Annotated in this window: 10 protein-coding genes and 1 rRNA gene; 8 read left to right on the forward strand and 3 right to left on the reverse strand. The window is 68.4% G+C overall.

All coding sequences use genetic code 11. The annotated features are described in order from the left end of the window. Positions 1-283: 283 nt before the first annotated feature. A 16S ribosomal RNA gene (locus tag OG522_RS09345) occupies positions 284-1,809 on the reverse strand. A 605-nt stretch (positions 1,810-2,414) separates the two neighbouring features. Between OG522_RS09345 and OG522_RS09350 the strand changes: the two genes are divergently transcribed. Continuing rightward, positions 2,415-3,149, forward strand: a complete 735-nt coding sequence (locus OG522_RS09350; protein WP_329462480.1) for a 4'-phosphopantetheinyl transferase family protein — start codon at positions 2,415-2,417, stop codon at positions 3,147-3,149. A 147-nt stretch (positions 3,150-3,296) separates the two neighbouring features. On the opposite strand, the gene OG522_RS09355 is transcribed toward OG522_RS09350, so the two are convergent. Further along, positions 3,297-4,907, reverse strand: coding sequence for a tryptophan halogenase family protein (locus tag OG522_RS09355; RefSeq protein ID WP_329462481.1), 1,611 nt, complete (start codon positions 4,905-4,907; stop codon positions 3,297-3,299). A gap of 175 nt (positions 4,908-5,082) precedes the next feature. Between OG522_RS09355 and OG522_RS09360 the strand changes: the two genes are divergently transcribed. Beyond that, a complete protein-coding gene (locus tag OG522_RS09360) occupies positions 5,083-5,736 on the forward strand; it encodes a DUF4097 family beta strand repeat-containing protein (RefSeq protein WP_329462482.1) in 654 nt (217 codons plus the stop codon). A 60-nt stretch (positions 5,737-5,796) separates the two neighbouring features. Here the strand turns inward: OG522_RS09360 and sbnB are convergent, their stop codons facing one another. Next, positions 5,797-6,795 carry a 2,3-diaminopropionate biosynthesis protein SbnB gene (gene sbnB / locus OG522_RS09365; protein ID WP_329462483.1) on the reverse strand — a complete coding sequence of 333 codons (999 nt, stop codon included), beginning with the start codon at positions 6,793-6,795 and terminating at the stop codon, positions 5,797-5,799. A 134-nt stretch (positions 6,796-6,929) separates the two neighbouring features. Between sbnB and sbnA the strand changes: the two genes are divergently transcribed. The 6 genes from sbnA (at position 6,930) to OG522_RS09395 (ending at position 12,469) form a co-directional block, all read left to right on the forward strand. After that, the gene (gene sbnA, locus OG522_RS09370) at positions 6,930-7,967 is read left to right on the forward strand and encodes a 2,3-diaminopropionate biosynthesis protein SbnA (RefSeq protein ID WP_329462484.1); all 1,038 of its coding nucleotides are present in this window, start codon (positions 6,930-6,932) and stop codon (positions 7,965-7,967) included. Positions 7,968-8,008: 41 nt separating this feature from the next. Beyond that, a complete protein-coding gene (locus tag OG522_RS09375) occupies positions 8,009-8,881 on the forward strand; it encodes a 4'-phosphopantetheinyl transferase family protein (protein WP_329462485.1) in 873 nt (290 codons plus the stop codon). After that, positions 8,845-9,780 (forward strand): ornithine carbamoyltransferase, encoded by a 936-nt coding sequence (locus tag OG522_RS09380; RefSeq protein WP_329462486.1) that lies wholly within the window; start codon positions 8,845-8,847, stop codon positions 9,778-9,780. The genes OG522_RS09375 and OG522_RS09380 overlap by 37 nt, the downstream gene beginning before the upstream one ends. After that, entirely contained in the window at positions 9,777-11,057 is a 1,281-nt protein-coding gene (locus tag OG522_RS09385) for an MFS transporter (RefSeq protein ID WP_329462487.1), read from the forward strand. The genes OG522_RS09380 and OG522_RS09385 overlap by 4 nt, the downstream gene beginning before the upstream one ends. A 101-nt stretch (positions 11,058-11,158) precedes the next feature. Continuing rightward, positions 11,159-12,109, forward strand: coding sequence for a TauD/TfdA family dioxygenase (locus OG522_RS09390; protein WP_329462488.1), 951 nt, complete (start codon positions 11,159-11,161; stop codon positions 12,107-12,109). Between the two features lie 132 nt (positions 12,110-12,241). Beyond that, complete coding sequence (locus tag OG522_RS09395; protein ID WP_329462489.1) at positions 12,242-12,469, forward strand: MbtH family protein; 228 nt, start codon at positions 12,242-12,244, stop codon at positions 12,467-12,469. Positions 12,470-12,520 lie beyond the last annotated feature (51 nt).

Below are 12,520 nucleotides of genomic sequence, written 5' to 3' on the forward strand. Positions count from 1 at the left end.
GCTCGCGTCCACTGTGCAGTTCTCAAACAACGACCAGCCACCCATCACCCCGAACCAACCGGTTCGAGTGCACTGGGGCCGGCGACCGAAGACCAACAGGCAAAGCCCGTGCCTTCAGATACCCAACAGCGTGCCCGGCCCTCTCCATCGCCTCGTTCCGTGTTCCACGCTCCGAAGAGCAGTACTAGCGGCCCGAGTTGACCAAGAGCGCCGAATAGTCAACGTTCCACCCATGAGCTGACCGTGCAGAACATTTGTCTGCAGACGGTGCTGTGCTCCTTAGAAAGGAGGTGATCCAGCCGCACCTTCCGGTACGGCTACCTTGTTACGACTTCGTCCCAATCGCCAGTCCCACCTTCGACAGCTCCCTCCCACAAGGGGTTGGGCCACCGGCTTCGGGTGTTACCGACTTTCGTGACGTGACGGGCGGTGTGTACAAGGCCCGGGAACGTATTCACCGCAGCAATGCTGATCTGCGATTACTAGCAACTCCGACTTCATGGGGTCGAGTTGCAGACCCCAATCCGAACTGAGACCGGCTTTTTGAGATTCGCTCCGCCTCACGGCATCGCAGCTCTTTGTACCGGCCATTGTAGCACGTGTGCAGCCCAAGACATAAGGGGCATGATGACTTGACGTCGTCCCCACCTTCCTCCGAGTTGACCCCGGCAGTCTCCTGTGAGTCCCCATCACCCCGAAGGGCATGCTGGCAACACAGAACAAGGGTTGCGCTCGTTGCGGGACTTAACCCAACATCTCACGACACGAGCTGACGACAGCCATGCACCACCTGTATACCGACCACAAGGGGGCGACTATCTCTAGCCGTTTCCGGTATATGTCAAGCCTTGGTAAGGTTCTTCGCGTTGCGTCGAATTAAGCCACATGCTCCGCTGCTTGTGCGGGCCCCCGTCAATTCCTTTGAGTTTTAGCCTTGCGGCCGTACTCCCCAGGCGGGGAACTTAATGCGTTAGCTGCGGCACCGACGACGTGGAATGTCGCCAACACCTAGTTCCCAACGTTTACGGCGTGGACTACCAGGGTATCTAATCCTGTTCGCTCCCCACGCTTTCGCTCCTCAGCGTCAGTAATGGCCCAGAGATCCGCCTTCGCCACCGGTGTTCCTCCTGATATCTGCGCATTTCACCGCTACACCAGGAATTCCGATCTCCCCTACCACACTCTAGCTAGCCCGTATCGAATGCAGACCCGGGGTTAAGCCCCGGGCTTTCACATCCGACGTGACAAGCCGCCTACGAGCTCTTTACGCCCAATAATTCCGGACAACGCTTGCGCCCTACGTATTACCGCGGCTGCTGGCACGTAGTTAGCCGGCGCTTCTTCTGCAGGTACCGTCACTTTCGCTTCTTCCCTGCTGAAAGAGGTTTACAACCCGAAGGCCGTCATCCCTCACGCGGCGTCGCTGCATCAGGCTTTCGCCCATTGTGCAATATTCCCCACTGCTGCCTCCCGTAGGAGTCTGGGCCGTGTCTCAGTCCCAGTGTGGCCGGTCGCCCTCTCAGGCCGGCTACCCGTCGTCGCCTTGGTAGGCCATCACCCCACCAACAAGCTGATAGGCCGCGGGCTCATCCTTCACCGCCGGAGCTTTTAACCCCCCAAGATGCCCTGAGGAGTGTTATCCGGTATTAGACCCCGTTTCCAGGGCTTGTCCCAGAGTGAAGGGCAGATTGCCCACGTGTTACTCACCCGTTCGCCACTAATCCACCCCGAAGGGCTTCATCGTTCGACTTGCATGTGTTAAGCACGCCGCCAGCGTTCGTCCTGAGCCAGGATCAAACTCTCCATGAATGTTTACCCGTTATCGGGTGCACACATCACGTAAGAGCGGGACGACCATGCCGGAATAAGGCCGGTCGTCCACAGCGTCCTCGCTGTGTTGTTGCCTGCCCACCACAAGAGCGGAACAGGACTTTTCAAAGGAACCTCGATCCGCCGAAACGGATACGGGGTTGTCAATCTGGCGTTGACTTTTGGCACGCTGTTGAGTTCTCAAGGAACGGACGCTTCCTTTGTACTCACCCTCTCGGGCTTTCCTCCGGGCGCTTCCCTTCGGTATTTCGTATTCCCGACTCTATCAGACGCTTTCGTGTCCGATTCCCCGTCGGAGGGGGTTGTCTTCCCGGCCCTCGGGCCGTTCCGACGTCCCGAACTCTAGCGGATTTCCCCGGCCGATTCATAATCGAGTCTTCCGGTTCGGCCGAGAATAGAATTCGGGCACGCCGAATTCGTCCCGGCCGGGAGATCGTGCTGAGTTGGGTGCCGCAGAACCTGCGGCGGGCGGCGGTCGCAGAACCGTTCCGGCTCCGTGACAGCTCGCAGGACCTTACGGGTCCGCTCATGCCACGTCAAATTGAGCGTCAACTCCCTGTCGTACGGGGCTGTAGCGTTCCCCCGTGACCTTGATCCTCGAACCCGGTACCACCGTCGCGCACGCCTGGTGGTGGCGTACTGGAGACGGCCCGATAGACCCGGCCGACCTGGCTCTGCTCAGCAAGGCGGAGCGCGACCGAGCCGCACGGTTCGTACACGTGGGCACGGCGGTCGGCTTCGTCGCCGGACGTGCCGCGAGCCGGCGGATCCTGTCGGACCTCCTCGACGTGCCCCCCGCGGAGATATGCCTCGGGCGCAGGCCGTGCCCCGGATGCGGCGATCCCCTGCACGGTCCGCCCGCCGTGCTCCACCCTGTCTCTCCCCTGTGGATCAGCATTTCGCACACCGACGGGTGCGGCATGCTCGGCGTGGCCCGTGTTCCGGTGGGGGTGGACGTCGAAGTCGTACGAGAGTTCCCCATTGACGAGCTCGCGCCGGCCGCCCTGACCGAATCCGAGCGCCGGGTCGTGTTCGACGCCGCCGACGGAGATCCCCGGACGCGAGCCTTCCTTCGCTGCTGGACGCGTAAGGAAGCGGTGCTGAAGGCGGTCGGCGTCGGCATCACCACCGATCTGCGCACGGTGGAGACCCGGCCGGAACTCTCCGGTCCGGCGGTGGTGGCCGCTGGAGTGCCAGGCACGCCCGCGTCCTGGACCGTGACAGACCTCGCCGTGCCCGGCGCGTGGGCGGCGGCCGTCTCCGTGCCCGCCGACACGGACGGCAGTCGAGCCGAGGTCCGACTCCACGAGCACGTGTAGAAGTCGGCACGCGACCGGGCCGCATAAAGGGGGGAAAGCCGTCGCCCGCTTCGGTCACCCCTCGGGCAATCGGTCTCCCTCGCCCGTCACCCCCCGGGGAAGCGGTCCCCCTCTCCGGTCACCCCCCGGGAAGCGGTCTCTCTCCCGTCACCCCTCGTGGAGCTTGCGCAGACATTCGTATGCCGTCGGCAGCGTGTCCAGGAGGTTGCGCTGCTGGCGTTCGATGGTGGTGAATAGCTGGTCCGCCGCCGCCACCGGTTCCGGACGGTGGGCCAGGGTCGGCAAGGCGGTGCGCGGCTCCGTACCGAGGCCGGCCAGGACGCTGTAGTAGTGGCCGTCGGTCCAGATGTTGTGGAGCTCGGCTTCGGCGTTGCCGTGCGAGCCGTAGTAGGCGGCCTCGTCCGTGACCATCGGGTTGACGGGCAGGCCGGCCCGGTAGACGTCGGCCTTGCGGCGCAGCCCGGCGGGGAGCTCGCGTTCCTTGCCCGCGCGCCAGAACGTGGTGTCGGTGCGGGGGGCGAACGCCATGTGGGCCTGCACGAAGTCACGGGAGTCCGCGAAGATCTCGTCGGTCTCGCGGTTGTAGCTCTCGGCCAGCGCCGGGTCGAAGTCGCGGTCCGGGAAGTGTGTGACGAGCCGGTGCAGTGCGGCGATCAGGAAGTGGCTGCCGGTCGACTGGAGCGGTCCGAGCGAGCCGGCCGAACGGCCCACGGCGATGACGTTGTCGACCCATGCGCGCCGGGTGCGGCCGACCCGTAGGTCCACGGTGTCGAATGCGGTATGCCCCGCGTCCAGGCCCCACAGCGTGCTCAGCTCCGCCTGTGCTTCGTCCACCGTGGTGAGCGAGCTGTGGTGGACGTGGCCGGTGGAGAAGCTGCCGCGCAGCGGGATCTTCCAGGCCCAGCCGGACGGCACGGCTATGGCGGAGGTGTACGGGTCGACGCCTTCGGCACGGTCGTTGTGGGGGATTCGGGCGACCACGGCACGGTCGCAGAGCAGTTCGCCGGAGAGGTCCTCGAAGGGTTCCGCCAGGACGCCGTTGATGAGGGCTCCGTCGAAGCCAGAGCAGTCGATGAACAGGTCCGCTTCGAGAACGCTTCCCTCTGTGGTGCGCAGGGCCGTGAGGTGGCCGTGCTCGTCGCGGTCGGCGCCGGCGAGTTCGCCCACCACCACGTGGGTGTCGTGCTTGGCCGTGGCGAAGCGGCGCAGGTAGTCGGCGAGCAGGGCCGTGTCGAGGTGCCAGGCGTAGCGGGTCGCGGCGCGGCCGTCGAGCCAGCGCGGTGCGAGCTTGGCGTCGAGGAGCGGGGGTTCGCGGAAGCAGGCGTAGTCGAAGGGTTCCTGGGTGCGGCCGTCGTGCTTGCGCTTGAACCAGTAGTGGGAGAGCGGGAGTCCTTCGCAGTCCGGCAGCAGACCGGTGGAATGGTAGAAGTGGTCGCTGGAACCGCTGGGCAGTTGCCTGGGTTCGGCCGAACCGGGGCCCTCGGTACGCCAGTTGACGAACCGGATGGCCGTTTTGAAGCCCGCGCCGCACTCTCGCATCCACTCGTCCTCGTTGATGCCGAGCGGGTCGAAGAAGCACCGGTGGAGGTGGGGCAGGGTGCCGGCGCCCGAGGCGATGGGCGGGGCCGTGTCGTGCGGCGATTCCAGGACGGTGAGGTCCACGGTGCCCTGGAGTGCCTTGCCGAGGTGGGCTGCGGTCATCCAGCCTTCGGCTCCGCCGCCCAGGATGACGGCCCTGCGGATGCGTCGACTGTTCATGCGGGTGCACTCCTGGCGGTGAGCTGGGGGGTCTCAGGAGAACCACCCTCGACCAGCGTCCTATACGACGGCTATAGATGCGGTGAGAGCGGTGTACAGGAATTTCATAGATCCCGACAGGGTCCCCGGGTGAGCCTGGCTGCTCCGACCGGGTAACCGTCCTTAGGGAGTTCCGATGAAGCGCCCGTTCCGTACGAAGACCGCGGTGTATGTCATGGCGGCCGTGGTGTCCGGGGGGCTCGTCTCCGGCTGCATGGGTAAGACGAGCACCGACTCCGCTTCGTACACCGTCGATTCGAAGATCACCTCGCTGAAGGTCAAGACGTCCGGGGGCGCCATCGACGTGGTGGCCGGCGGCGGCGACGCGGTGCGGGTGACCGAGTCGCTCAAGTACGACGGCGACAAGCCGAAGACCCAGCACCTCACCCAGGGCGGGGAGTTGACGCTGACCGCGCCGTCGGACTGCGGCGGGGGCCTCGGGGGCTCGACATGTGAGGTCAGCTACCGGGTGGAGGTGCCCAAGGCGCTGGCCGCGACGCTGGAGAGCGACGGCGGGAACATCTCGGTGGACAAGGCAGTGGCGGGCCGGTTGACCGCGCGTTCCGACGGCGGCAAGGTGACGGCCGGTTTCACCGAGGCGCCGGAGTCCGTGGACATCAGCAGTTCCGGCGGCAATGTCACGATCCGGGTGCCGGACGGGGCGTACGCGGTGGACGCGGCGACCGGGGGCGGCAGTCAGAGCGTGAAGGTGCGCACCGATCCCGGGTCCGCCCGCAAGATCCGGGCCCGCTCCGACGGCGGCGGGATCTCCGTGCTCCCGCTGGCCTGAGCCCGTACCGCGGTGGCCCCCTCCTGGGAAGGTGGGGGCCACCGTCGTGTGCGTACGGGGTCAGGAGGCGAGGAAGTCGTCCACGCGGATGCCTCGGCCGGACTGCTCGGCCTGCTCGCGTACGTACTCGGCGAGCGCGATGTCGAGGACGCCCAGGCCGAACGGCGAGTACACGACGGGGCGGGCGGGGTCGCGGTCGAGGGCCGCGGTGCCACGCAGGAGGGCGCCGATGGGGGCGGTGACGAAGTCGCGGTTGCCGGTGCGTTGTTCGGCCAGGTGCAGCGAGGTGCGCTCGCGGCAGACGTGGTCCGCGTCGTCGACGATGTTGACGGATCCGAGGACGGTGTCGACGGTGAGGTCGCGCAGCGAGATGTGGAGCACGGTGGTGCCGGGGGCGCAGGCCGACAGGTCCGTGTGGGGCTCGCCCGCGGTGGTGGCGAACGAGATGAGCGGGTGGGCGGCGAGGGCCTCGCGCAGGCCGGCCACCGGGTACGCCTTCACCGAGGGGACCTCGGCGGAGCAGGTCCTGGCGAAGTCCTCGGCGCGGGCGGTGTCCATGTCGTACAGCGCGGCCTCACGCAGGTTCGGCAGGGCCGCTGCCAGGAAGCGCAGGATCTCCAGGTTGATCACTCCGCAGCCGATGAGGGCGACGGTGGTGGGCGGGTCCTGTTCGGTGAGGACGCGGGCGGCGAGTGCCGCGCTCGCGGCGGTGCGTTTGGCGGAGATGACGGAGCCTTCGAGGAAGGCGGAAGGCCGACCGTTTTCGAGGGAGTTGAGGGTGATGCTGGCGCTCGCCCGCTCAAGGCCCGCTGCGACGTTGCCGGGGAACGAGGCGATCCACTTCATTCCGGCGACCGGTGCCGCGCCGCCGCGGTAGGCGGGCAGTCCGATGATGCGGTCCCGGGCGTGCCGATCCTCGGGAAAGCGCAGGAAGGTCGAGTGTGGCAGTGCCGTCGCGCCCTCGTCGTGCAGCCGGTAGGCGTCGGCGACAAGGTCGATGATCTCCAACTCCCGGCCCGCCAGGGCGTCCGCCACGTCGGTGCGCCGAAGGATCAGCATTGCGGTTCCTTTCGATGGTCGAGTGCTGCGGTGACCCTGCGGCGGGTCTCTATACCTCTTCTCTAATAGAACGCGCATAGGGCGGCTGTTCACCGTGGTCTCCGGAAAGCCACGACAGAGGGAAGGGCAGCCGCATGAGCCGTCCCGTACTCAAAGGGATTCTGGACACCATCGGGAATACCCCGCTGGTCGAACTCCGCAATGTCTTCCCGGGGTTGAGATCCCGGGTTTTCGCGAAGATGGAGAGGTTCAATCCGGGGGGAAGCATCAAGGACCGGTCCGCGCTCGGCATGCTGCTGAACCGGATCCACGAGGGCCAGCTGGTTCCCGGGCGCTCGGTGGTCGTCGAGTCGAGTTCGGGGAATCTGGCCATCGGCATCGCGCAGATCTGCAAGTACTTCGGGATCGACTTCATCTGTGTCGTCGACGCGAAGACCACCGCGCAGAACCTGGCGCTGTTGTCCGCCTACGGGGCGCGGGTCGAGGTCGTCCGGACCCCGGACCCCGAGACCGGGGAGTTCCTCGGGGCCCGGCTGGACCGGGTGCGGGAGCTGGTCGACACCGTGCCGGGGGCGTACTGGCCCAATCAGTACGCCAATCCGCTCAACCCGCTCGCGCACCACGAGACGATGCGGGAGATAGCCGAGGCGCTGGACGGGCGGGTCGACTACCTGTTCTCGCCGGTGTCCACGTTCGGCACGCTGCTCGGCTGCGCGACGTACGTCGAACAGCACGCATTGGCGACCACGGTCGTCGCGGTGGACGCGGTGGGCAGCGCGATCTTCGGCCAGCCGCAGAGCCGCCGGCTCATTCCGGGGCACGGCGCCTCGGTGCCGCCGGCGCTGTTCGACCCGGCGGTGGCCGACGAGGTGGTGCACGTGGGCGATCTCGACTGTGTGGTCGCCTGCCGGCGGATGGTGCATCGCGAGGGAATTCTGGCCGGTGGTTCCTCCGGTGCGGCCGTGGCCGCCCTGGAGAAATTCAGCGACCGAATTCCCGCGGGGTCGAACGTCGTCCTCATCTTCCCGGACGGCGGCGACCGGTATCTCAACACCATCTATTCGGATGCCTGGGTCGGCGAGCACTTCGGGGAGGTCTCGCATTTGTGGAAGCGCGCCCTGACGGCTCCCGGCAGGCTCCGGCTGACGACGGCCACCGCCACCGGAGCCTGATCCCTCATGGATCGGGCCCGACGAGAAAAGGGGTGACACCCATGAGCGCCGAGGACTTCTCGGATGTCTTCGACGCCGATGTGACGCACGTGTGGTGGGGGACGGTCGCCGAACCGCTCGGCCCGGACGCCATCGCCGTGCTGTCCGCGGCCGAACGGGACTCGGCACGCGCGATGACCGCCGAGGCGGGCCTGTACTACGCCGGTGCCCACGTGGCGGTACGCCGCGTACTCGCCGGCTATCTCGGGGCCCGTCCGGCCGACTTGCGGCTCGGGCGGCTGCGCTGCCCGGAGTGCGGCGACAGCGACCACGGTGCGCCGTGCGTCGAGTGGCCGCCGACCGAACTGAGCTACAGCCTGTCCCGCTCGGGACCGCACTGGCTGCTCGGGGTCACGGGCGGCGGCCACCGGATCGGCGTCGACCTGGAGCAGGTGCTGGGGTTCGACACCGCCGCGGTGGCGCCCTCGGTCCTGTCGGACCGGGAGCTCGCACATCTGCGTCAGGAATCGGAACCGGCGGCCCAGCTGGCGGTCTTCCTCCGCTACTGGACCAGGAAGGAGGCCGTGCTGAAGGCGAGCGGGGTCGGTCTGATGACCGATGTCCGGGCGGTGGACGTGCACGCTCCGCCGGGTGGCGGCCCGCTCGTCGTGGCCCATGCGGCGGCGACCGGGCCGGACAGCTGGGTGGTGGAGGACCTCGCGGTCGGTCCGGGCCGGTACGCGGCCATCGCCCGCGAGGCCGCCGCCGCCGGACCGCTGAGGCTGATCGGGAAGCCGCCGCCCACCGTCCGCGGGGCCGGGAGCGCCGAGCCGTCCGGGGCCGCACGGATCGCGTTCCTTGACGAACCGTCCGACACCGATGAGCAAAGGAGCACACCGTGGCCGTCCGCCACCTCATCTCTCTCGATGACCTGACCGACGACGAGTTGCACGGGGTCGTCGCCCGGGGAGCGGAGTTCTCCTCGGGACAGTCCTCGCCCGGCGGGCTGCTGGCCGGGGCGGTCGCCGGGATCTACTTCCGGAAGACCTCCACCCGTACGCGTACCGCGTTCTCGGCGGGTGCGCTGCGGCTCGGCGCGCAGATCGTCACCTTCAACGGCGCCGATCTGCAGACCAACACGGGCGAGACCAGCGAGGACACCGGCCGGGTCTTCTCGCGGATGCTGGACGTGCTGGTCGCGCGGACCTCCGGTGACCCGGCCGAACTGCGGTCCTGGGCGAGCCAGTCCAGGATGTCGGTGGTCAACGCCATGACCGCCGACGAGCATCCGACGCAGGGCCTCACCGATCTGACCACGCTGCTGCGGCAGTTCGGGCGGATCGAGGGGCTGCGGGTGCTGTACCTCGGCGAGGGCAACAACACGGCCGCCGCGCTCACCCTCGGTCTTTCGCGGTACGCCGGGACCGAACTGGAGCTGCGCACGCCCGCGGGTTACGGCCTGACGGCGGACGTGCTCGGGCGGGCCGGGGCGTCCGCCGCGGCGCACGGCTCCTCGGTCGTCGAACGGCACGACGTCGAGGAGCTTCCCGTCGATGTCGATGTGGTCTACACCAGCCGCTGGCAGACCACGGGCACCAGTAAGGAGGACCCCGACTGGCGAGAGCGGTTCGTACCGTTCCGGATCAACGAGGCGCTCTGGGAGTACAGCCCGAAGGCCGTGTTCATGCACGACCTGCCCGCCCACCGCGGTGAGGAGGTGAGCGCCCGGGTGCTCGACGGCCCCCGCAGCATCGCCTTCGACCAGGCCGAGAACAAGATGCACAGCGCGATGGCCGTGCTCGAATGGTGCCGCACGGGCGGTGGCGGAGCATGAGCCTGCTCGATGAGGCGGCGCCCGAAGCGCGCGCCGCGCCCGGACCGCTGCGCCGCAACCGGGACTTCCTGCTGCTGTGGACCGGAGCCGGTCTGTCGGCGCTCGGGCTGCGGGCCAGTGTGGTCGCGTACCCGCTGCTGATGATCTTCTTCGGGGACAGTCCCACCGGGGCGGGAGTGGTCGGATTCGCCGCCCTGCTCCCACAGTTGGTGGTCCAGCTGCCCGCCGGGGCGCTCATCGACCGATGGGACCGGCGCAGGCTGCTCGTGCTGTGCGACCTCGCCGGCCTGATCGCCATGGCGGGGGTCACCGCGATGCTGCTCGCGGGCCGGCTGTGGCTGCCCGTGGTGGCCGCGGCGGCCTTCGTCGACGGCACCGCGGGCCTTTTCTACCGGCTGGGCGAGCGCGCGGCGATCAGCCACGTCGTGCACCCGGCGCAGCTGAACGCCGCGCTCGGCCAGAACGAGGCGCGCGGGCAGGCGGCGGGTCTGCTGGGCCAGCCGGCCGGCAGCGGGCTCTTCCAGTTCGGCCGGTGGCTGCCGTTCGCGTTCACCGCGGTGACGCACCTCGTGGCGCTCTGCACGCTGCTCCTGATCCGGCGCGATCTCCAGGGCGAACGGAGCGCGCCCGCCTCCTCGTTGCGTACGGAGGTCGGCGAGGGGCTGCGCTGGGTGTGGGGGCGGCGCTTCATGCGGGCCGCCGTGGGGTTGCTCGCCGGGAGCAATCTGCTCTTCCAGATCCTCACCCTCACCCTGGCCCTCGTCATCAAGGAGAACGGCGGCTCACCGGTGCAGATCGGCATGATCGGTCTGGTCGCGGGGGTCGGCGGGGTCGCGGGTGCGCTGGCCGGATCGCGCGCCGCGGGCCGGGCGGCGCCCCGCGCCGTGCTCGCCGGGGCGCTCACCCTGTGGGCCGCGCTGATGGCGCCGGTCGCCTTCGTGTCGAACCCGTACGTCCTGGGCACGCTGCTCGGCGGGATGAGCTTCGCCGGGGCGCTGATGAACGTCGTGGCGGGCGTGCACCAGGTGCGGATCACCCCGGAGGCCCTTCAGGGCCGGGTGACCAGTGTGTTCGCGCTCCTTGGATCCGGTATGGCGTCGGCCGGCGCGCTGGCGGGCGGGGTGCTGCTCGCCTCGTTCGGTACGCATCGCACGGCGCTCGCCATCGCCGCCGCGATGGGGCTCCTGGCGCTGGTGTCGCTGGTCTCCCCGGCGTTGCGGGAGTCGGCCGACGCCGGCCCCGTCGTCCCGGATATGGCCCGTAGCGAAGAAATATAGGCCCGCCTCCGAGGGTGGGTTCACGGGGGCGCGCCCCTGTCGGTCGGGGTCAACTCCCCCGATTGGCGGGCGAGTTCCCTTCCCGGAAGGAGAGAACACGGATGGAGAACGTGGCGAACGGCGGCCTCTGGGCGCCGGCCGAAATCACCCCCGCACAGACCGGCACGGAGCCCAGTGCCCGCGGTCTGGCGGCACACCTCGGCTCGCTGGACGACCTCGGTGCTCTGCTGGCCCACGAGAAGGCCTTGGTCTTCCGGGGGTTCGGCATCGAGCCGGGCGAACTGGAGGAGGTGATGGACCTGCTGCTGCCGAACCGGCTCGCGTACGTCCACGGCAACTCGCCCCGCACCAAGGTCGGTTCCAACGTCTACACCTCGACGGAGTACCCGGCCGAGTACAGCATCTCGATGCACAACGAGATGAGTTACGCCCACCAGTGGCCGGCCAGGCTGCTGTTCTACTGCGAGACGGCTCCGGGCACGGGGGGCGCCACCCCGGTGATCGACGGCACCCGCTGGCTCGACTGCCTCGACGACGAGGTGCGCGAGGCCTTCGCGGGCGGCGTCCGCTACAGCCAGAACCTGCACGGTGGCATGGGCCTCGGCAAGAGCTGGCAGGACACCTTCGAGACGGCGGAGCGCGGGCGGGTCGAGGAGTTCCTCGGCGATTCGGGCGCGGACTGGAAGTGGCGGCCGGACGGTTCGCTGCACGTCACCCAGCTGCGACCCGCGATCACCACCCACCCGGTGACCGGCGACGAGGTGTGGTTCAACCAGGCCGACCAGTGGCATCCCGCCTCGCTCGGCGACGACACCGCCAAGGCCCTCGCGTCGATCATGCCCGCGGACGAGCTCCCCCAGTCCGTCAGCTTCGCCGACGGGTCCCCCATCCCGGACGCCTACGTCGTCCAGATCCGCGACCGGGGCCTGGCCAACGCCGTGGACGTCGACTGGCGGCGCGGGGACCTGCTGCTCATCGACAACGTCCTGGTGGGCCACGGCCGCCGGCCGTTCACCGGACCGCGCCGCGTCCTCGTCGCGATGTCCGACTGACCGACTCACCGACTCACCGACTCACCGACTCACCGACTCACCGACTCACCGACAGGCTGGCCGACTGGCCGACCTCAACTGCCTTCCACGTACGGCCAATTCACCCCTTGATCCAACGAACAGGAGACCACCGTGTCCACCGAGACCAACTCCGAGCAGACCCAGGCGCCCACTCACCGCGTGGTGCTGAACACCGAGGAGCAGTACTCGATCTGGTGGGCCGACCGGGCGCTGCCCGCGGGCTGGCGCGCCGAGGGTACCGAGGGCAGCCGCGAGGAGTGCCTGGCCCACATCGGCGAGGTGTGGACGGACATGCGTCCGCTGAGCCTGCGCCGCCGCATGGACACCACCGCGGTCTGACTCCGCGGCCATCACACCGATCACGCCGATCATCAACGAGGAGCTTCAGAG

Origin of the sequence: Streptomyces sp. NBC_01431, assembly GCF_036231355.1 — a bacterium.
Classification (GTDB): domain Bacteria; phylum Actinomycetota; class Actinomycetes; order Streptomycetales; family Streptomycetaceae; genus Streptomyces.

Bases quoted from the DNA above. Each gene is read 5' to 3' on its own strand.
- OG522_RS09355 (WP_329462481.1), bottom strand. From the start codon at position 4,907: ATGAACAGTCGACGCATCCGCAGGGCCGTCATCCTGGGCGGCGGAGCC.
- OG522_RS09360 (WP_329462482.1), top strand. From the start codon at position 5,083: ATGAAGCGCCCGTTCCGTACGAAGACCGCGGTGTATGTCATGGCGGCC.
- sbnB (WP_329462483.1), bottom strand. From the start codon at position 6,795: ATGCTGATCCTTCGGCGCACCGACGTGGCGGACGCCCTGGCGGGCCGG.
- sbnA (WP_329462484.1), top strand. From the start codon at position 6,930: ATGAGCCGTCCCGTACTCAAAGGGATTCTGGACACCATCGGGAATACC.
- OG522_RS09375 (WP_329462485.1), top strand. From the start codon at position 8,009: ATGAGCGCCGAGGACTTCTCGGATGTCTTCGACGCCGATGTGACGCAC.
- OG522_RS09385 (WP_329462487.1), top strand. From the start codon at position 9,777: ATGAGCCTGCTCGATGAGGCGGCGCCCGAAGCGCGCGCCGCGCCCGGA.
- OG522_RS09390 (WP_329462488.1), top strand. From the start codon at position 11,159: ATGGAGAACGTGGCGAACGGCGGCCTCTGGGCGCCGGCCGAAATCACC.